15 protein-coding genes are annotated in these 20,769 nt (G+C 64.9%); 8 read left to right on the top strand and 7 right to left on the bottom strand.

Going from position 1 to position 20,769, the window contains the following annotated elements:
• The first annotated feature begins 3 nt into the window (after positions 1 to 3).
• From NCR93_RS22500 to NCR93_RS22490, 3 genes are read left to right on the top strand one after another with little or no spacing between them, the layout of a single operon-like run.
• The gene (locus tag NCR93_RS22500) at positions 4 to 1,206 is read left to right on the top strand and encodes an acetate/propionate family kinase (protein ID WP_008348486.1); all 1,203 of its coding nucleotides are present in this window, start codon (positions 4 to 6) and stop codon (positions 1,204 to 1,206) included.
• The gene (gene fabI, locus NCR93_RS22495) at positions 1,203 to 1,985 is read left to right on the top strand and encodes an enoyl-ACP reductase FabI (RefSeq protein ID WP_175981176.1); all 783 of its coding nucleotides are present in this window, start codon (positions 1,203 to 1,205) and stop codon (positions 1,983 to 1,985) included. The genes NCR93_RS22500 and fabI overlap by 4 nt, the downstream gene beginning before the upstream one ends.
• Before the next feature lie 2 nt (positions 1,986 to 1,987).
• A complete protein-coding gene (locus tag NCR93_RS22490; protein ID WP_175981174.1) occupies positions 1,988 to 2,989 on the top strand; it encodes a hypothetical protein in 1,002 nt (333 codons plus the stop codon).
• A gap of 9 nt (positions 2,990 to 2,998) precedes the next feature.
• Here the strand turns inward: NCR93_RS22490 and NCR93_RS22485 are convergent, their stop codons facing one another.
• The 7 genes from NCR93_RS22485 to NCR93_RS22455 form a co-directional block, all read right to left on the bottom strand.
• The gene (locus NCR93_RS22485) at positions 2,999 to 3,583 is read right to left on the bottom strand and encodes a PqiC family protein (RefSeq protein ID WP_239294856.1); all 585 of its coding nucleotides are present in this window, start codon (positions 3,581 to 3,583) and stop codon (positions 2,999 to 3,001) included.
• Complete coding sequence (locus tag NCR93_RS22480) at positions 3,583 to 5,172, bottom strand: PqiB family protein (RefSeq protein ID WP_175981172.1); 1,590 nt, start codon at positions 5,170 to 5,172, stop codon at positions 3,583 to 3,585. Before NCR93_RS22480 ends, NCR93_RS22485 begins: the two co-directional genes overlap by 1 nt.
• Complete coding sequence (locus tag NCR93_RS22475; RefSeq protein ID WP_008348479.1) at positions 5,169 to 6,455, bottom strand: paraquat-inducible protein A; 1,287 nt, start codon at positions 6,453 to 6,455, stop codon at positions 5,169 to 5,171. Before NCR93_RS22475 ends, NCR93_RS22480 begins: the two co-directional genes overlap by 4 nt.
• Positions 6,452 to 7,942 carry an efflux transporter outer membrane subunit gene (locus NCR93_RS22470; protein WP_008348477.1) on the bottom strand — a complete coding sequence of 497 codons (1,491 nt, stop codon included), beginning with the start codon at positions 7,940 to 7,942 and terminating at the stop codon, positions 6,452 to 6,454. The genes NCR93_RS22475 and NCR93_RS22470 overlap by 4 nt, the downstream gene beginning before the upstream one ends.
• A 1-nt stretch (position 7,943) precedes the next feature.
• On the bottom strand, positions 7,944 to 11,159 hold the full coding sequence (locus NCR93_RS22465) for an efflux RND transporter permease subunit (protein ID WP_250532285.1): 3,216 nt from the start codon (positions 11,157 to 11,159) through the stop codon (positions 7,944 to 7,946).
• A gap of 43 nt (positions 11,160 to 11,202) precedes the next feature.
• Complete coding sequence (locus NCR93_RS22460; protein WP_008348475.1) at positions 11,203 to 12,465, bottom strand: efflux RND transporter periplasmic adaptor subunit; 1,263 nt, start codon at positions 12,463 to 12,465, stop codon at positions 11,203 to 11,205.
• Between the two features lie 536 nt (positions 12,466 to 13,001).
• On the bottom strand, positions 13,002 to 14,411 hold the full coding sequence (locus tag NCR93_RS22455) for an aminotransferase-like domain-containing protein (RefSeq protein ID WP_175981168.1): 1,410 nt from the start codon (positions 14,409 to 14,411) through the stop codon (positions 13,002 to 13,004).
• A gap of 280 nt (positions 14,412 to 14,691) precedes the next feature.
• Between NCR93_RS22455 and NCR93_RS22450 the strand changes: the two genes are divergently transcribed.
• The 5 genes from NCR93_RS22450 to eutC are packed head-to-tail and all read left to right on the top strand — an operon-like array spanning position 14,692 to position 20,657.
• Positions 14,692 to 16,119: an amino acid permease gene (locus tag NCR93_RS22450; protein ID WP_175981166.1), complete on the top strand. Its 1,428-nt coding sequence runs from the start codon at positions 14,692 to 14,694 to the stop codon at positions 16,117 to 16,119.
• Positions 16,119 to 17,351 carry an NAD(P)/FAD-dependent oxidoreductase gene (locus NCR93_RS22445; RefSeq protein WP_175981268.1) on the top strand — a complete coding sequence of 411 codons (1,233 nt, stop codon included), beginning with the start codon at positions 16,119 to 16,121 and terminating at the stop codon, positions 17,349 to 17,351. The genes NCR93_RS22450 and NCR93_RS22445 overlap by 1 nt, the downstream gene beginning before the upstream one ends.
• An 11-nt stretch (positions 17,352 to 17,362) precedes the next feature.
• Positions 17,363 to 18,514 carry a branched-chain amino acid ABC transporter substrate-binding protein gene (locus NCR93_RS22440; protein ID WP_008348467.1) on the top strand — a complete coding sequence of 384 codons (1,152 nt, stop codon included), beginning with the start codon at positions 17,363 to 17,365 and terminating at the stop codon, positions 18,512 to 18,514.
• Positions 18,511 to 19,890, top strand: coding sequence for an ethanolamine ammonia-lyase subunit EutB (locus NCR93_RS22435; RefSeq protein WP_175981164.1), 1,380 nt, complete (start codon positions 18,511 to 18,513; stop codon positions 19,888 to 19,890). Before NCR93_RS22440 ends, NCR93_RS22435 begins: the two co-directional genes overlap by 4 nt.
• Positions 19,890 to 20,657: an ethanolamine ammonia-lyase subunit EutC gene (gene eutC, locus NCR93_RS22430; protein WP_175981162.1), complete on the top strand. Its 768-nt coding sequence runs from the start codon at positions 19,890 to 19,892 to the stop codon at positions 20,655 to 20,657. Before NCR93_RS22435 ends, eutC begins: the two co-directional genes overlap by 1 nt.
• Positions 20,658 to 20,769: the final 112 nt, after the last annotated feature.

Here is a 20,769-nt window from a genome sequence, read left to right as displayed (position 1 = left end):
TTCATGGCCGATGTGATTCTGGTTCTCAATGCGGGCTCGTCGAGCATCAAGTTCAGCGCGTTCGATGTCGAAGGCGACGCGCTCGAACTCGTCACGCACGGACAGGTTGAAGCGCTGTTCAGTGCGCCGCATTTCGTCGCTTACGACAGGCGAGGCGAGAAGTCCGCGGAGCATTCATGGGGCGAGGGCGCGAAGCTGCAACATGCCGAAGCGATCGCGCATCTGGGCGCGTATCTGCGCGGGCATGGCGCGGGGCATCGTCTGGTCGGCGTGGGGCATCGCGTGGTGCACGGCGGCGCGCGTTTCACGAAGCCCGTACTGACGAGCCCCGAAGTGCTCGACGAACTCGACAAGCTCACACCGCTCGCGCCGCTGCATCAGCCGCATAACTTGAGGCCGATACGCATCGTCGCCGAGCGCAATCCGGGCCTGCCGCAGGTCGCGTGCTTCGACACGGCCTTTCATTCGACGCAGGCGCCGCTCGCGCAGGCGTTCGCGCTGCCCGAATCGATCACGAAGAACGGCGTGCGGCGCTACGGCTTTCATGGTCTCTCGTACGAATACATCGCGAGTGCCCTGCCGGATGTTGCACCCGATGCCGCGCGCGGGCGCACGGTCGTCGCGCATCTGGGCAACGGCGCGAGCCTGTGCGCGATGCACGCGGGCAAGAGCGTCGCCAGCACGATGGGCTTCACCGCCGTCGACGGTCTCATGATGGGCACGCGCTGCGGCAATCTCGATCCGGGCGTGGTTCTTTACATGCTCGACGAGCTCGGCATGAACGCGCGCGAGATCGAAGACATGCTGTATCGCCAGTCGGGATTGCTCGGCGTGTCGGGCGTGTCGGGCGACATGCGCGCGCTGCTCGCGAGCAGCGACGAACGCGCGCGCTTCGCGATCGATCTTTACGTGCATCGCATCGGCCGCGAGCTCGGCTCGATGAGCGCGGCGCTGCACGGGCTCGACGCGATCGTGTTCACGGCGGGCATCGGCGAGCATTCGAAGGAGATACGACAACGCGTGTGCGAAGAAGCGGCGTGGTGGGGCATCGAACTCGATACAGAAGCCAATGCGAGCGGCGGCCCGCGCATCAGCACGGCGTCGAGCAAGGTGAGCGCATGGGTGATTCCGACCAACGAAGAACTCATGATCGCGCGCCACACGCTCGCGCTGATCGATGACAAACGCGAAGGAGCATCCGCATGACATTGAATGTCCCGCAGCCCGTGCTGAAGGGCGCGAAGGCGCTCGTCACCGGCATCGCCAACGAGCATTCGATCGCCTATGGTTGCGCGAAAGCGTTCCGCGAACTGGGCGCCGATCTCGCCATCACGTATGCCGACGAGAAAGCGCGGCCTTACGTCGAGCCGCACGCGCAAGCCCTCGAAGCGCCGATCTTCATGCCGCTGAACGCGTCGAGCCAGGAGGAACTGGAAGCGGTGTTCGAGCGTATCGCGAGCGAGTGGGGCAAGCTCGATATTCTCGTGCACTCGATCGCGTGGGCGCCGAAGGACGATCTGCAGGGCGGCCTGCTGAACTGTTCCGCCGAAGGCTTCGCGAAGGCGATGGACATTTCCTGCCATTCGTTCGTCCGCATGGCGCGGCTCGCGGCGCCGCTGATGAAAGACGGCGGCGCGATGTTCACGATGAGCTATCACGGCGCGAACAAGGTCGTCGCGAACTACAACGTAATGGGCCCGGTGAAGGCCGCGCTCGAAGCGTGCGCGCGCTATCTCGCCTACGAGCTCGGTCCGCAGGGCATTCGCGTGCATGCTATTTCGCCGGGGCCGCTCAAGACACGCGCGGCATCGGGACTCAAGGACTTCGACCTGCTCCTGACCGAAGCCGCACAGCGTGCACCGCTCGGCGAGCTGGTCGACATCATGGACGTCGGCTTTACCTGCGCGTTCCTCGCGACGCCTTTCGCCCGGCGCATGTCCGGCGAGACGCTGTACGTGGACGGCGGCGTGCATATCATGGGATAAGCATGTTCAACTGGCTGTTCCGGCGCGATAACGCGAGCTCGCGCGAGGATGTCAAGGAGGCGCTCGGCCGCATCGTCGCGGTCGCGCCTCAGGTGCGCCTCGCGAGCCGTTATGAGTCGCGGCTCGCGCCGGTCGTCGGCAAGACGCTGGATCACGCGCGGGAACTCGTCGCGGCGCTGCCCGCGCCGCGCGACGCGACACCGGCGGCATGGGCGGACGATCCGTATCTGCGCGCGAAGTTCGCGACGCCGGACGACGTCGCGCGCGTGATCGGCGAATCGCACGATGTGCGCGGCTGGTTCGACGGCAACATTGCCGCCGATCATGGGTTCGCGGTGCTGGGCGCGACGCTCGTCGAGCGGAAGGTGCTCGTCGCGGCGGTGGAGGGCGGCGCGTTGCGTTCGGACGTCGCGCGCACGGCGGTCAGCTTCGACGACAAGCGCTTGCGCTTTTGCAACGGAACGGACGAAGCGCTCAGACAGGATCTCGTGCAGCGGATCGTCGAGCAGTTCGTGCTGGAAGCGATGTCGCGCGTCGCGCAAAACGACGCGCGGCGCGACGCGCTGCAGGAACATCGCGCGTTGCTGACCGCGCGCATGCAGATGCTCGGCCGGCGCGGCGCGGGCATGAGCGGCCTGATTGCATCGACGGATCTGGCCGGCGACGCCACGCGGCTGCAGCGCGATTTCGAGGAGAACGAAGCCGCGCTCTCGGCACTCGGCTCGCTCGCCGATTCCATCGAGATGCAGCTTCAGACCATCGTCGAATTGCTCGCCGAGCCGGCGGCGCTGATTTCCGTCACGCATCGCGAGCTGTGTCTGAATCAGATGAACCTGCTGATGGAAACGCGCTGCGACGAGCCGCACGCCGACATCGCGATTGAGCTTGCGCACTTGCCGACGCAGCCGCCGCAGACGCGCGCGGTGGAGATCGTGCGGATCGCGCGGCGCGATGTGCCGCCCGCGGGCGCGGCGTTCGATGAGGCGGCGAAGCTGGTGCTGTGAGGGGCGCTTCTACTTGAGCCCACTACCCCCGATCGCCCCCGCGATATCCCTGCTCACGCTCGCGAGCGCGCGGCTGTGCGCGGCCACGAGCGCATCCCAGCCGCTTCCGTTGACCGGCTCGCGCACGAGCGAACGGCCGGTCAGCGCGTTGTCGTCGCCGAAGCGGCGCACGGACCAGTGCGCGTCGATCGCGACGGCATCGCCGGGAACGGATTCGAACTGCTGGATATCGACGCGCACGCGCCACGCGTTCGCATCCGCGATCGCGCGCGATGCAGGCGCGACCTGATCCGATGCGAGCAGCAGCGCGAGATCGCCCGCGATGGCATCCGCGATGCTGCTCTTGAGCGGCTCGCCCCAGCGCGCGTATTCGTTCAACGTGACTTCGTTGTCGGTGCTGCGCGTGACGATCTGCGGCCGGTCGACGAGATCGGGCACCGTCACCGGTCCGACGATCACCGGCCTCGATGCGGCGCGCGCGGTCGCCGCGGTCAGCGACGGATCGGCGCTCAAGCGATAAAAGCTCGCGCTCGGCGAGGCGCATCCGGCGAGCATCGCCATCGAAAGAACGAGAGAGACGAGTACGGGCCGCATCACTTCTTGTCCTCCGGCTTGCCGCGCAGCAACGCTTCCGGATGCTGCTGCAGATAATCCGCGAGACTGCGGAACGAGACCGCCGTGCGCGTCAGTTCGCGGATCGCTTCGGCCGTGTCCTGCTGCAGCCCGGAATCCGGCATCAGCGTGGAATGCGCGGCATCGAGCGCGGCGCGCGCCGCGGCGAGCGTCGTCGCGGCCTGCGGCACGACTTCCGTGTTGAGGCCCTGCATCAGCCGCGTAGTGCTGTCGAGCGTCTGCCGCGCGCTCGCGGTCAGCTCCTCGATCGGCAGCTTGTCGATGCGCGTCATGATGCGGTTGACCGAATCCTGCAACGAGTCGAGGCCGCTAGGCGTCGTCGGCATTTCGGGCGGCGTGCGGCTCCAGTCGATGCTCGCTTTCTTCGCAGCCGGGAAGAAGTCGATCGACACATATAACTGGCCCGTCAGCAGGCTCCCGGTGCGCAACTGCCCGCGCATGCCGCGCGCGACGAGCAGGTCCGCGAGTTCCTTGCGGTCGTTCGTGAGGCGGCCGCCCTTCGGCACGTTGGCGAAGCGCGACGTGAAACGCTCCGGATACAGATTCACCTCGACCGGTATGCTGATGCGCTTCGTCACCGGATCGAAGCGCGTATAAATCGCCGACACCTCGCCGATCTGAATGCCGCGGAATTCGACCGGCGCGCCGACCGCGAGGCCGCGCACGGAACCATCGAACGCGAAGACATATTTATCGACGATGCTTTCGCGCACGCGCAGCGCATCGGCGCGTGTCGGATGCAGCGTGAACACGGTGTCGCGCGGCGCTTCCGCCCAACTGAGCGACACGGCGGGCGTCTCGAACGCGAGTCCGCCGATGAGGATCGACACGAGCGACTGCGTGTTGACCTTGAGCCCGTCGGTGCCGAGCGTCACGTCGATGCCGCCCGCCTGCCAGAAGCGCGAATCGGCGTTCACGTAACGGTCGTAGGGCGCGTTGACGAATACGTGCAGCGTGACGCCGCTGCCGTCCTTGTCGAGTTCGAACGCCGTCACCTGGCCCACCTGCAGACGGCGAAAATAAATCGGCGTGCCGACATCGACCGAGCCGAGATCGGTCGCCTTCAGGATGAACTGCCGCCCCGGCACGTCGCTCGCGAAGATCGGCGGCGTTTCGAGGCCAGTGTAATCGCGCCGGTCCTGCTTCGAGCGGCCGATGTCCATGCCGATATACGCGCCCGACAGCAGCGTACTGATGCCCGACACCGAGCCGCCCGCCACGCGCGGCCGCACGACCCAGAAGCGCGTGTCGTCGACGAGCATGTTGGTCGCGTCGCGCGTCAGCTCGGCCGTCGCGATCACGCGCGTGTAATCCTTCGACAGCGCGACCGTCTTGACGAGGCCGATGTCGACGTTCTTGAACTTGATCTTCGTCTTGCCGGCTTCGAGGCCTTCGCCGGTCTTGAAGCTGATGGTGACGGTCGGCCCTTTCTCCAGCACGGCCTGCGCCGCGAGCCAGATGCCGATCGCCACGGCGACCAGCGGCACGATCCAGACCCACGGAATGCGCCAGCGCCTCTTCGGCACGACTTCGGCATCGGGCGTGTTCATCGCGTACCTTCCCGAGTCGGCGAGAAATCCCAGATCAGGCGCGGATCGAACGACATCGCCGCGAACATCGTCAGCACGACGACCGCGCCGAACGCGATCGCCGCCGGCCCGGCCTCGATCGTCGCCATCGCGCTGAACTGCACGAGCGCGACGAGCACGGCGATCACGTAGATATCGAGCATCGACCAGCGTCCCACGAATTCGACGATACGGTAGACGCGCGCGCGAAACGCGCTCTGCTGCGTCATGCGCAGATTCGCGCTCGTGGCGAGATAGCCGATGGCGAGAATCTTCAGCATCGGCACGGCGATGCTCGCGATGAACACGAGCACCGCGAGCGGCGGCGAGCCGGACGTCCACAGATACGCGACGCCGCTCATGATCGTGTCTTTCTGCGCGCCGAAGAGCGAGCTCGTGTTCATCACCGGCAGGATGTTCGCCGGGATATACAGGATCGCCGCCGAAATCAGATACGCCCAGGTTCGCGAAAGGCTCGCGGGCTTGCGCAGATGCAAATGCGCGCCGCAGCGCGGACAGCACAGATGGCCGCGGTGCTGCATGCCGCGCGTGGAAAGGCCGCAATCGTGACATACGCAGATGCCGCTTTCCGCCGCCGTGCGCCCTTTGAGCGGCGTGTCGGCGGGCATGCCGGGCGGCGCGCCTTCGACGCGCTGCCACATGGCGCGTTCATCGAACGACGATGACGCCGCGACGAGCAGCAGCATCAGCGCGGCGAGCGACCACAGCGCCGGCCCCGTCACCACCGATGCGATATGCGCGAGCTTCACGACCGCGACGAGCAAGCCGAGCATCAGCACTTCGGTCATGCCCCAGTTGCGCGCGACGCGCAGCAGGCGATACACGGTGTCGGCGCGCCACGGCCGGCGCTCCAGATAAAGCGGCAGCAGCAGCCACACCATGCCGAGCGCCTGCACGGCGGGCATCAGGATCGTCGTGAAGAAGATGAGGGCGGCGAGCGGCCACATGCCGTCGCGATAGAGCACGCGCACGGCGCCGAAGAGCGTCGTCTCGACGAGATCGCCGTTCACCGCGAGACCGACGATCGGAAACGCGTTCGAGATCAGCCACAGCACGCAGGCGGCGAGCGCGTACGCGAGCGCGCGATCGAAGCCGCGCCCGCGGCGCCGGTACAGCACGGCGCGGCAGCGGCAGCAGCGCAGCGTGCCGCCGGGCGGCACGTCGCACTCGCGCTGCATCAGATCGCATTCGTGACACGCGATCAGCGGCCGCGCGTCGCGATCCTCCGATGTGACCGTGTTCATTGCACCGTCTGCGAAGCGGGCTGGCCCGGTTTGGGCGAATCGGCGGAAGGCGTGGCCGACTGCTGTTGCGTCGTCATCTTGTCGGCTGCGACGACCCAGCCGCCGCCCATCACCTTGTAGAGCGTGACGAACGACACGAGCGCGGCGGCCTGCGTCTGCGTCGCCGACAACTGCGCGTTGAAGAGGCTGCGCTCGGCGTCGAGCACTTCGATGTAACTCGTATAACCGCCTTCGTAGCGCGCCCGCGCAAGGCGCGAGTAGGTCGCGAGCGCCGTGACCTGGCGGCCCTGCACTTCGAGCTGTTCGTGCAGTTTCTGCGAGGCGATGAGCGCGTCGTCGACTTCCTGGAACGCGACCTGGATCGCCTTCTGATACGTGAGCAGCGCCGCCTGCTGCTGCGCTTCGGCGGACTGCACCTGACCCGAGATGTTGCCCGCCGTGAAGATCGGCTGCGTGACCTGTCCCGCGAACGACCAGATGCGCGACGGCCCCGTGAACAGCGACGAGAACTGGCCGCTCGCGGTGCCGAGCAGGCCCGTCAGCGAAATCTGCGGGAAATAGAGCGCGCGCGCCGCGCCGATCAGCGCGTTCGCCGCGATCAAATCCTGTTCCGCCTGCAGCAGATCGGGCCGGCGCTCCAGCAAGTCCGAAGGCAGGCCGGCGGGGATGACGGGCGTCGCCATCTCGCCGAGCGTTCGGCCGCGCACGATCGGCCCGGGATTCGCGCCGAGCAGGATAGACAGCGCGTCTTCCTGCTGCGCGATCTGCGTTTCGAGCTGCGGAATCGTCGCGAGCGAGGCTTCGTATTCGGACTGGCTTTGCGCGAGTTCCATCTGCGAGACTTCGCCGCCTTCGAAGCGCAGCGTGAACACATGCACCGATTCGGCGCGGCTTTGCGTCGTCGCCTTCGCGATTTCGAGCTGCTTGTCGAGACTGCGCAAATTCAGATACGACGACGCCACCGATGCCACCAGCGACAGGATCGTCGCGCGCCGTCCTTCTTCGCTCGACAGCAGATTCGCACGCGCGGCTTCGGTCAGACGCCGGGTGCGGCCGAAGAGATCGAGTTCCCACGACGCGGCGATCGACGCCTGGAAGTCGTTGTAGACCGGCCCGAAGCCGTTGAGCGGTTGCGGTCCCGCCGCCGACGCGCGCTGCCGCGAGGCCGTCGCGCCCGCCGATATCTGCGGGAACAGCAAGGAACGCGTCGTGACGAACTGGCCCATGAACTGATCGACGCGCGCCGCCGCGATCTTGACGTCCTTGTTGTTCGCGAGCGCCGTCGAGATCAGCTCGTCGAGAACCGGATCCTGAAACTGACGCCACCATTCCGAGTTCGCGGCGTCGGCGACTTCGGGCGCGGCGAAGCGGTACGTCGCCGGGGTTTCGACCGGCTGACGCGAGTAGTTCGGGCCGAGCAGGCAGCCGGACAGCGACAGCGCCGCGGCGATGCCCGAAAACGAGTGAACGAGGCTGGCGCGCCGCATGTCAGTCTCCCTTGTCCGGAGCGGACGGCGACGCGTTCTGGCCGCTTCCGCCGTGCGTCTGCTTGGCATCCGGCGCGCTCGCTTCGGCGCCTTTCTTCTTCTTCTTCGAGCGGGAGGACATCGTTTCGAGTCCCCAGAAGAACATCGGGATGAAGAACACGGCGATGACCGTCGCGCCGAGCATCCCGCCGATCACGCCCGTGCCGATCGAGTGCCGGCTGTTCGCCGATGCGCCCGTCGCGATCGCGAGCGGCACGCAGCCGAGAATGAACGCGAGCGAAGTCATCACGATCGGGCGCAGGCGCTCTTCGGCGGCGGTCATCGCGGCGTCGTAGACCGACGCGCCCGCCTCGCGATTCAGCACGGCGAACTCGAAGATGAGAATCGCGTTCTTCGCGGCGAGTGCGACGAGCATCGTCAAACCGATCTGGAAGTACACATCGTTGTTCAGGCCGCGCAAGAGGATCGCGAGCAGCGCGCCGAAGATCGCGAACGGCACCGCCATCAGCACGCCGAACGGCAGGCTCCACTTTTCGTACTGCGCGGCGAGAATCAGGAAGACCATGATGAGGCCGAATATGAACACGAGCGCCGACGAACTGCCCGACTGTTTCGCCTCGTAAGCCTCGCCGCTCCAGCCGATGCCGTAATCGCTCGGCAAGTCCTTCGCGATGTCTTCCAGCGCCGCGATCACTTGCCCCGACGCGTAGCCCGGCGCGGCGTTCGCCGTGATCTTCACCGCGGGGAAGTTGTTGAAGCGCGTGATGAGATCGGGACCGGTCACGTACTTCGTATTGACCACGGACTTGAGCGGCACCATCTCGCCGCTCTTGCTCTTCACGAAAATCTGCGTCAGATCGTCGGGCTTCAGCCGATACTGCGGCTCCGCTTGGAGAATCACCTGCCACAGGCGGCTCGATCGATTGAACTGCGACACGTACAGCGAGCCGAACATCGTCTGCATCGCGCTGTAGACGTCCTCGACGGGCACGCCGAGCGTTTCGGCCTTGTCGCGGTCGACGTTGGCGAGCAGTTGCTGCGACGACGCGTTGAACGTGCTCGTCACGCCCGTCAGTTCCGGCCGCGCTTTCGCCTTCGCGACGAAATCGTCGACGATTCCGGCGAACTGCGCGATGGTCGCGTCGCCCTTGCTCTGAATCCACATTTCGGTGCCGCCCGTCGTGCCGAGGCCCGGAATCGACGGCGGATTCAGCGGCACCACGATGCCCTCCCGAATCTGCGAGAGATGCTTGTAAGCATCGACGAGCACGGCGCGCGCGTTCTGCGTGCGGATATTCGCCGACGTATAGCGATCCTCGAAACTCTTGAAGCCGACGAAGAACGTCGACGAATTGTTCTTGTTCTGGCTGTCGAGAATGGAGAAGCCATCGACCGTTGTGATGCTGCCGACCGCCGGCTGTTTCATGAAGTATTCGGTCACGCGGTCGGACACGGCGCCGGTGCGGTCGAGCGACGCGGCATCGGGCATGATGACGGCGCCGAGCAGATAGCCCTGATCCTCGGGCGGCAGGAACGCCGTCGGAATGTCGCGCATCATCATGACGGCGAGCGCGATCATGCCGACAAAGAGCAGCAGCGCGATCGCGAAACGCTTGATGACGAGCCGCACGAGGTGCGTGTAGCCCCGCGTCATGCGCGCGAATTGATTGTCGAACCAGCGGAAAAAGCCCTTTTTCTCGTGATGTCCCGGCTTGAGCAGCAAGGAGGCGAGGGCGGGCGACAAGGTCAGCGCGACGAGGCCCGATATCACCACCGATATCGCGATCGTGATGGCGAACTGCTTGTACATCTGCCCCGTGATGCCGGAGAGGAACGCCACCGGCACGAACACCGCGCACAGCACGAGCACGATGGCGACGACCGGCCCGGCCACTTCGTCCATCGCCTTCTTCGCGGCGGTCTTCGGATCGAGCTTGTGCACCGTCATGTTGCGCTCGACGTTCTCGATCACGACGATCGCATCGTCCACGACAATGCCGATGGCAAGCACCATGCCGAACAGCGTCAACATGTTGATGGAGAAGCCGAGCGCTTCCATGCCCATGAACGTGCCGACAATCGACACCGGCACCGCGAGCACCGGAATGAGCGTCGCGCGCAGGCTTTGCAGGAACACGAACACGACGATCACGACCAGCACGACCGCTTCGAAGAACGTATGCACCACATCGGAGATGGACGCGCGCGTGAACTCCGTCGTGTCCATCGCGATTTCGTAGTCGATGCCCTGCGGGAACGTCTTCTTCATTTCCGCGAGCGACGCGCGCACCTGCTTGGACACATCGAGCGCGTTCGCGCCAGGCTGCTGATACACCGCGAGCACCGTCGCCGATTTGCCCTGAAAGCGGCTGCGGATCGAATAGTCTTTTTGTCCCAGCTCCGCGCGTCCCACGTCTTTCAGACGCACGATCGCCGCGCCGCCCGATTGCGCGCGGATGATGATGTTCTCGAACTCGGCAGGCTCGGTGAGGCGGCCCGTCGTCGTCACCGCGAAGGACTGTTCGACGGGCGCGCCAGTCGGCGATTGCCCGAGACGGCCGACCGCGAACTGCTGGTTCTGATTGGCGACGGCGCGTTGCACGTCGGCGGCGGTGATGCCGAGCTGCGCCATGCGGTCGGGCTTGAGCCAGATGCGCATCGCGTAATCGGGCGTGCCGAAGATCGCGCTCTGGTTCGCGCCCGGAATGCGCTTCAACGCGTCGAGGACGTACACGTTCGCGTAGTTCGCGATATACGTCGCGTCATAACGCTCGTCGGGCGAATAGATGGCGATGACCATCATGAACGCCTGCGACTTCTTCTGCACCTGCACGCCCTGCGCCGTCACCGACTGCGGCAGTTGCGGCAGCGCGAGGTTCACGCGGTTCTGCACGTCGACCTGTGCGAGTTCCGGATTCGTGCCGATCTGGAAGTACGCGTTGATCGTGAGATTGCCCGTCGACGAGCTGGACGAGCTCATGTAGATCATGTTGTCCGCGCCGTTGACCTGCTGCTCGATCGGCGCGGCGACGTTGTTCGCGACCACATCCGCGCTCGCGCCCGGATAAGTCGCGGAGATCGTGATCTGCGGCGGCGTGATGTCGGGATACTGCGCGGTGGGCAGCGCGAGCATGGTCAGCGCGCCGCCCAGCGTGATGATGATCGAAATGACCGACGCGAAAATCGGACGGTCAATGCAGAAATGTGAAATGTTCATTGGCCTCTTCCGCGCGACGTGCTTGTCGTCAGATCAAATCACTTCACTTTTCGGTCCCGCCGCTTGCGTTCTTCGCGTCTCCGAGCGACGCCTCCTGCGCGCCCGATGCCGCCGCGCCGCCCGCGGCCGGTGCGGCGACGACGCGAACCTGCGTATCCGCGCCGACGCGTATCGCGCCATCGACGATGACGCGTTCGCCCGCCTTCAGGCCGTTCGTGATGAACCAGTCGTCGCCGTGCCATTCGCCGACTTCGACGACGCGCTGATGCGGCTTCGACTGTTCGTCGAGCACCCACACGAAGTGACTCTTCGCGCCCTGCAGCACGGCGCGTTGCGGCACGAGAATCGCGTTGGGTCGCACCGCGCCCGCCACGCGCGCCTTGACGAACTGTCCCGGTCGCAACGTGCCTTGCGGATTCGCGAACACCGCGCGCACGAGGAACGTGCCCGTCTCCGTGCTGAACGCCGGATTCGTGAAGTCGATGCGACCGGTTTGCGGAAAGACGGAGCCGTCGGCCTGGATGACGGTCACATCGAACTTGTTGTCGGGCGGAAAGCGCAGTTCGCCTTTCTTGATCTGCTCGCGATAGCCCAGCAGTTCGTTCTCCGAGATGCTGAAGTTCACCCACATCGGATCGAGCTGGTAGACGTAGGTGAGCAGGCCGCCCTGCGTCGGCGTCACGTAGCTGCCTTCCTGGATGCGCGCGAAACTGGACAGGCCCTTGAGCGGCGAGCGGATCGTCGTGTAGCTGAGATTCAGTTCGGCGGTCTGCACTTCGCCTTTCGCGGCGATGACGGCGGCCTCGGCGCTCTTTTCGTTGCCGATGGCGTCATCGAGATCCTTCTTGCTCAATGCGTTCATCGCGGCGAGCGGCTTCACGCGCGCGAGATTCTGCTGCGTGACGAGCAGCCGCGCCTGCTGTTGCGCGAGCGAGCCTTTGGCCGTCTGCAGCGCGGCCTCGAACGGCCGTTTGTCCATGAGGAACATGACCTGATTGGCCGAGACGAGCGCGCCTTCGGTGTACATGCGCTTTTCGAGGAAGCCGTCGACGCGCGCGCGGATTTCGACCTCGCGCGAGCTTTGCGTCTGCGCGGTGAATTCGAAGTCGACGGGCGTCGATTGCGCCGTGACAGTCACGGCGGTGACATCGACGGCGGGCTTCTGCGCTGGCGGCGCCGGCTTCTTGCACGCTGCGAGCGAGAGCGACGCGAGCGCGGCGATCGCGCCCACGCGCAGCGCGCGCATGGAGCGCGAAGGTGGAGCGAACGAGCAGCAGTCCAGTACGTGTTCCGACACGAACGCCATGGGCGCCTCCCCCGTTGGGATGGCCGATCGTTGATGAGCGAACGCGCCAACAGAGCGCCTCGCCACGACAATGCTCGCGGTGTGCGTTTAGGCGGATGCGCCCGGAAAGCGTGCGCATTTCCGGTGCGCCTGCGCCATGCGATGAAATCGCGCGGGACAGGACTTAGGGCGACGTCAGCGAGCGCGAGCCTGATGCTTGTAATGTGGCGTAGCTGCCTCCGGTTTTGACGGTCGAGTTATAGCCAGAGAGATGCTCTTGGTTCGCCACCGAGTGGCGTGACGTGCGTGACGAGTCTACTAATAGCTGAACTCGGATGAAAACGCCATAGCGTTTATCGGCATTTTGACTGAATGGTGTGGATCGGGATGCGCAGCAATTACTGAACTGGCGTGCTGAATCGGCGGGGAAGGTATGGATGGCTTAGCGAGCCGTCGGATTCATCGTGACGATAAATGCAACGCCGAACCGAAATGTCGATGTCCTGACTTGGGCGCCGTGACGCCGCCGCCGTGCGCTTTCCGGCGGCGAGTCGGAATCACAAATGCCCGAACAGCGCCCGCGGCCGGTCCCTCAACGTTCCCGCCAGCATCCGCAATCCGCTGACGAGCTGATCCCGGCTTTCCGCGCACGCGAGATTCACGCGCACCCCATGCTCGATTTCCGACCGGTCGACCGCGAACGCCGACGAGGGCATTACCACGACGCCGCGCGCCTTCGCATTCGCGGCGAAATCGTCCGCGCGCCACGGCAGCGGCAGCTTCAACCACACGAACATGCACGCCGGATCCGATTGCAGGAATTCCTGCGGCAGCAACTCGCGCGCGAGATCATGCCGCGCGCGGATTTCCGCGAGCTGCGCATTCATGATGTGCTGCGCGGTGCCGTCCTCGATCCAGACGGTCGCGATCAGCATCGACAGCGGCGCGGGCATCCACGCCGTCGTACGCACGGCCTCCGCACATAGCGCGGCGTTGTCCTGCGGGCTTAGCAGATAACCGAGCCGCAAGCCGGGCGCTAGGATCTTCGACGTCGCCGAGATGTGATACGTCAGTTCGGGGCACAGACTCGCGAGCGTCGGCAGACGCTGCGCGACGAGCGGCCCGTACACGTCGTCCTCGATGATCGCGACGCCATGCCGCCGCGCGACATCGACGAGCGCCATGCGCCGTTCCAGGCTCATCGTCGTGACCGTGGGATTCTGCAGATTCGGCACCGTGAAAATCGCCTTCGCCGGCACGCGCCTGCACACGCGCTCGACTTCGTCGATCAGCAAGCCGTCGCGGTCGCTCGGAATGCCCACGATCTCGAACTGGAAGACGGGCGCGAGCGCCTTCAGCCCGTAATACGTGAGCTGATCCGCGAGAATCACGCCGTCCGTGCCGATCAGACTGTTGAGGACCGCATACAGCCCGTGCTGCGCGCCGCTCGTCACGACGACCTGATCCGGCGTCGGCGCGAAACCCGGCGCGCTCATCCAGCGCGCACCGGCCGCGCGCGCCCATGACGGCCCCTGCGGCGGCTGATATTCCTGCAATTGCGCAAAGCGCGGATCGCGCGGCAGTTCGCCCATTGTGCGCGCGAGGCACGCGAGGAATTCGCCGGTCGCGGGCCGGTTCACCGTCAGATCGATGACCGAGCTGCCCGTGCTCGCGGGCGGCATCTCGACGCTCGGCATCGCGCCTCCCGTGACGAGCGAGCCGCGCCGCTTGCTGCCGATCACGAGGCCGCGCAGCTGCAACTCCTTGTACGCGCGCGACACCGTCGACACGTTGATGCCCAGTTCGCTCGCCAGTTGCCGCTGCGGCGGCAGACGGCTGCCCGGCGGATACATGCCGCTGCGGATTTCCTTCTCGATGGAGCTCGACACCTCGATATAGGTCGATCGCTTCGTCGTGCCGTCGGCTTCGCCGTTTGCGCTCAGCGTCTGATCCTTGTCGGAAGCCATGAATCTGTGTCTCCATACAAACATTGCTTTGTCCGCGATTTGTGCGGAAGTCTGCCGATTCTAACTCAGCGCATCACCGACGCAATGTCTGTATGAGAGCTGAAACGCCTCTGCAAGTGCCGCTCCATCCTTCACTCAGGGAAAATCCCGGGACCACACAACCACGCTTTTAATTGCACACAAAAAAATATTGTGTGATTCTAGGATCAGAGTTTGTCTGGTGCGTGTCTCATCCCGCGCTTCCCGATTCATCCGATCTTTGTCCGCAGGAGATTCCCCGATGTCCTTGCCTGAAACCTCGCAACCCAAGCTAGGCTCCGCGCTGCGTCAGCGGCACGTCACGATGATCGCGCTCGGCGGCATCATCGGCGCGGGGCTGTTCGTCGGCAGCAGCGCGACGCTCGCGACCGTCGGTCCGGCGGCGTGCGTGTCGTATCTCGTCGCCGGCATCGTGGTGCTGATGGTCATGCGCATGCTCGGCGAAATGGCGCTCGCCGTGCCCGGCGTCGGCTCGTTCACCGAATATGCGCGCATCGGCCTCGGCAACTGGGCCGGCTTCACGAGCGGCTGGCTGTACTGGTATTTCTGGGTGATCGTCGTCGCGGTCGAAGCGGTCGCCGGCGCGGCGATATTGCAGCGCTGGATACCCGCGCCGGTTTGGGTCATCGGCCTCGTGCTGCTGTCCGTGATGACCGTCATCAATCTGCTTTCGGTCAAGTCGTACGGCGAATTCGAGTTCTGGTTCGCGTCGATCAAGGTCGCGGCGATCATCGTGTTCCTCGCCATCGGCGCGGGCTATCTGCTCGGCTTCGGGCACGCGGGCAGCGCCGTGGCGCATCTCACCGGCAATCGCGGCTTCCTGCCGTTCGGCGCGATGTCCGTGTTCGCCGCCGTGCCGACCGTCATCTTCGCGGTCGGCGGCGCGGAAATCGCGACCATCGCCGCGGCCGAATCCGACGATCCCGCGAAAAGCGTCGCCGCGATGACGCGCTCGGTCATCCTGCGCGTCATCACGTTCTATGTCGGCTCGCTGTTCCTGATCGCGTGCATCGTGCCGTGGGGCAGCATCATGACGGGCCACTCGCCGTTCGTCGCCGCGCTGGAGACGATGCGCATTCCCTACGCCGCCGACATCATGAACGCGATCGTGCTCGTCGCCGTGCTGTCCGCGCTGAACTCGGGCCTGTACGTGTCGTCGCGCATTCTGTTCCGTCTCGCCGAACGCGGCGATGCGCCGAAGTCGCTGCTCGAGCTCACGCCGAACAAGGTGCCGCGTCTCGCGGTGGTGCTGTCGAGCGTCGTCGGTTATGTGGCGATCGTCGCCGCGATCGTGTCGCCGCAGGGCGTGTTCCTGTTTCTCGTGAACGCATCGGGCGCGGTGATGCTGTTCGTCTATCTCGCGACGGCGCTGGCGCAAATCCGCATTCGCCGACGCATTCAACGCGAAGCGCCCGAGCGTCTCACGCTGAAGATGTGGCTCTTCCCGTGGCTGTCGTATGCCGTCGTGATCGCGATCGTCGGTGTGCTTGCGGCCATGGGCGCGGACCACGAACTGCGCCCGCAACTGATGGCGAGTCTCGCGAGCCTCGCGGCCGCATCGGCGGCGTACTTCTTCGCCGCGAAGCATCATCATCGTCATGAAGAGAGCGAATCGGCGACGGGCTTCCTGTCGCAAGACAATCGGCTCGCATGGAAGGGGCAGGACTGATGTCGAACGTGGCGATCATCGGCGCGGGGTTCATCGGCATGGCGAGCGCGGCCTGGCTTACGCGCGACGGTCACAGCGTGACGCTGTTCGATCCGTCGGGCGTGGCGCAGGGCGCGTCGTTCGGCAACGCGGGCACGTTCGCGCCATACGGATGCGTGCCGGTGAACAATCCGTCCGTATTCCGCGATATTCCGCGCTTTCTCTTCTCGAACGATAGTCCGTTCAGATTGCGCTGGCGTTATCTGCCGCAACTCGCGCCGTGGCTCGCGCGCTTTCTGATGAGCTCGCGACAAAAGAATTTCGAAGCGAGCGCGCAGGCGCTGGCCGCGTTGTTGTCGCGTGCGCAGGAAGGCTATGCACCCTTGCTCGACGACGATGCCTTGAAGCGCTTCGTCAAGCCGCGCGAATGCCTTTATCTGTATTCGAGCGCGGCTTCGTTCGACGCGTCGCGCGATTCGCTGGCATTGCGCGAGAGGCTTGGCGTCGGCTTCGATGTGCTCGACAGCGGCGCGATCCGCGAACTCGAACCGCAACTCGCGCCGATTTTCGCGCGCGGCGTGCTGTTTCGCGATAGCTGGCATTTCAGCGATCCGGCGGGCTTTCTTCAGGCCTTGCACGAGCGGCTCGCCGCCCGTGGCGCGCAACTCGAACGCAAGAAGGTCGACGCGATGGAGCCGGGCGTGCAGGACGTCGCGTTGCGCGTCGAGGGCGATGCGCGCCGCTTCGATCATGTCGTCGTCGCGACGGGCGCGCGTTCGCGCGAATTCGCGCAGCAATGTGGCGATCGCGTGCCGCTCGATACCGAGCGCGGCTACCACATCCGTTATGCGTCGGCATCGAACCTCATATCGCGGCCGTGCGGCTGGGCGGAGCGCGGCTTCTACATGACGCCGATGAGCGATGGCATTCGCGTCGCGGGCACCGTCGAACTCGCGGGTTTCATCGAGGAGCGCAATCGCGCGCTGCTCGATCTCGTCACCGTATCGTCGAAGCGCGCGTTGCCCGCGCTCGGCACGCCCGATCGCGAATGGCTGGGCTTTCGTCCGACGCTGCCGGACGGCGTGCCGGTCATCGGCGCATCGAAGGCGAGCGAGCGCGTCGTGTATGCGTTCGGGCATCAGCATCTTGGCTTGACGCTCGCGGGCGTGAGCGGACGCATCGTCGCCGATCTCATCGCGCGACGTTCGCCGCCACTCGATCTCGCGAGTTATCGCGCGTCGCGTTTTCACTGAGGAGCATGAACATGAATCGCCGTATCTTTCTTTCGGGCGTGACCGCGGGCGTGCTTGCCGCGTACATGCCGATGTCGTGGGCCGCCGATCCCGAGGTCGTGAAGATCGCGTTCGTCGGACCGTTGACCGGGCCGGTTGCGCGCGTCGGCAAGGACTTGCAGTACGGCGCGCAACTCGCGATCGACGAAGAGAACGCGAAGCATCCCATCGTCGGCGGCAAGCCCGTCAAGTTCGAACTGGAGGTGTACGACGATCAGGCCGATCCGCGCGTCGCGATTCAGGTCGCGCAGAAAGCGGTGGATAGCGGCATCGTCGGCGTGATCGGGCATTACAACTCGGGATGCAGCATTCCGGCATCGACCGTCTATCACCAGGCGAATGTCGCGATGATCACGCCCGGCTCGACGAATCCGCAACTCACGAAACAGGGCTTCAAGAACGTGTTCCGCACGATGGGCCACGATGGCGTGGGCGGCGTGGTGGCGGGGCGCTTCGTCGTCGAGCAGATGAAGCCGAAGCGCATCGGCATCATCGACGATCGCACGGCGTTCGGGCAAGGTCTCGCCGATGCCTTCGAGAAGGGCGTGAAGGAAGCCAACGGCAAGGTCGTCGCGCGCGAATACACGAACGACAAGGCCGTCGATTTCCGCGCGATTCTCACGACGATGAAGAGCCAGAACGTCGATCTGATCTTCTTCGGCGGACTCGATGAACAAGGCGCGATGCTCGTCAAGCAGATGCGCTCGCTCGGCATGACGACGCAGCTCTTCGGCGCGGGCGCACTGAAGAGCAACGCGTTCCTGCAGATCGCGGGCACATCGGGCAACGGCACGCAGGACCTCGAGCCCGGTCCCGCGCTCGACAAGCTGCCTTCCGCGCAGGAGTTCGGCAAGCGCTACAAGGCGCGATTCAATCAGGATGTCGAACTATATGCGCCATTCGCCTACGATGCAGCGCTCGCGATGATCAAGGCCATTCACGATGCGAACTCGCTCGATCGCGGCAAGATCGTGGATGCGCTCGCGAAGGTCAACGTCACTGGCGTGACCGGCAAGATTTCGTTCGATCCATATGGCGATCTCATCAAGCCTCCATACACGCTCTTTCAGGTCGAGCAAGGGCAATGGAAGAGTTTGAGGACGGTCGGCGGAAGCGGCGTATGAGCTTCAGCGAAACCGTAGGCGTTCGGACGTATCGTTTCGACGATCTCAAGACGCTATTGGCGAAAGCGAGTTCGCGACGTTCCGGCGACGAACTCGCGGGCATCGCCGCCGCGACGGAAGAAGAGCGCGCGGCGGCGAAGTTGGCGCTGTCGAGGGTGCCGTTGCGCGCGTTCATCGAAGAAGCGTTGATTCCGTATGAGGACGATGAAGTGACGCGCCTCATCATCGATGAACATTCGCGGGAGGCGTTCGCCGTCGTGTCGCATCTGACGGTCGGCGAGTTCCGCGAATGGCTGCTCGCCGATACGACGGATACCGCCGCGCTCGTCGCCGTATCGCAAGGATTGACGCCCGAGATGGTCGCGGCCGTATCGAAGCTGATGCGCAATCAGGATCTCATTCTCGCGGCGAAGAAGCGTCCGGTCGTCACGCGTTTCAGGAATACCGTGGGATTGCCGGGGCACATGTCGGTGCGCCTGCAGCCGAATCATCCGACCGACGATGTGCAAGGCATCGCCGCTTCGATGATCGATGGCCTCATGTACGGCTGCGGCGACGCGATGATCGGCATCAATCCCGCATCCGACTCGCCGCAGGCCATCGGCAAATTGCTCGCGATGATGGACGCGTTCCGCGAACGCTACGACGTGCCGACGCAAACCTGCGTGCTGACACACGTGACCAACACGCTTGCGGCGATCGAACACGGCGCACCGGTCGATCTCGTGTTCCAGTCGATCGCGGGCACCCAAAAGGCGAATGCGTCGTTCGGCATCTCGCTCGCGTTGTTGCAGGAAGCGTATGAAGCGGGTTTGTCGCTGAAGCGCGGGACGGTCGGCGAGAACCTGATGTACTTCGAGACGGGACAGGGCAGCGCGTTGTCGGCGAACGCGCATCATGGCGTCGATCAGCAGACTTGCGAAGCGCGCGCCTATGCGGTCGCGCGCAAGTTCGATCCGTTTCTCGTGAATACCGTGGTCGGCTTCATCGGTCCGGAATACCTGTACGACGGCAAGCAGATCACTCGCGCCGGACTCGAAGATCATTTCTGCGCGAAGCTGCTCGGCGTGCCGATGGGTTGCGACGTCTGCTACACGAATCACGCCGAAGCCGATCAGGACGACATGGACAATCTGCTTACGCTGCTCGGCGCGGCCAACGTGAACTTCATCATGGGCGTGCCCGGCGCAGACGATGTCATGCTGAACTATCAGAGCACGTCGTTTCATGACGCGCTGTATGTGCGCGACGTGCTCGGTCTGAAACGCGCGCCGGAGTTCGAAGCGTGGCTGCGCGCGATTCAGATCACGAATGCGCGCGGCATGCTTCAGACGCGCGCCGAGTGGCCCGCGCTGAACGACTGGATGAGGGCGTGATGAGCGTCAGCCGGAATCCGTGGAAAGCGCTGCGCCGTTTCACCGATGCGCGCATCGCGCTGGGACGCGCGGGCAACAGCGTGCCGACCGCGCCGCTGCTCGCGTTCAATCTCGCGCATGCGCAGGCGCGCGATGCGGTGCATCGGCCGCTCGATGTCTCGTTGTTGCTGGAAGAACTGGCCTCGAGGCGATTCGCATGTGCTTCGGTATGCAGCGCCGCTTCGGCACGCGATGTTTATCTCCGTCGTCCGGATCTTGGCCGCATGCTGAGCGACGACAGCGCCGCGAGTCTCGCGACCCACGCGACGGACGCGGATGTCGTGTTCGTCATCGCCGATGGACTGTCGTCGAACGCAGCGGCGACGCACGCGATACCGCTCATCGAAAGAACGATCGCGCGGCTCGACGGATGGCGCATCGGTCCGGTCGTCGTCGCGACTCAGGCGCGCGTCGCGCTCGGCGATTGCATCGGCGCGATATTGAGGGCGCGCATCGTCGCGGTGCTGATCGGTGAGAGGCCGGGGCTCAGTTCGCCCGCGAGCCTCGGCGTGTATGTGACTTACGATCCCGTGCAGGGCCGCAGCGATGCGGAGCGCAACTGCATTTCGAACGTGCGTCCTGAAGGACTTGCTTACGACGCGGCCGCGTTCAAGCTCGCGTGGCTGCTGAACGAAGCGCGCACGCGCAAGCTGACGGGCGTGAGCCTCAAAGACGACAGCGCGACGACGCTGCCCGGGCGAACGATGGATCGCCTATCGGGTGCATAGCAATGGACGATGCTTCGCGTAAACCCCGTCGAAAGAAAACGCTTCACGTAAGAAACGGGTAAGCGGACGCTTTTACCTTAGTCTCCAGCGCATCGTAAACGAGGCATTCATG

The organism is Caballeronia sp. ATUFL_F1_KS39 (genome assembly GCF_023630985.1).
GTDB lineage: Bacteria > Pseudomonadota > Gammaproteobacteria > Burkholderiales > Burkholderiaceae > Caballeronia > Caballeronia zhejiangensis.
This window is presented reverse-complemented; position numbering and strand designations above follow the sequence as displayed.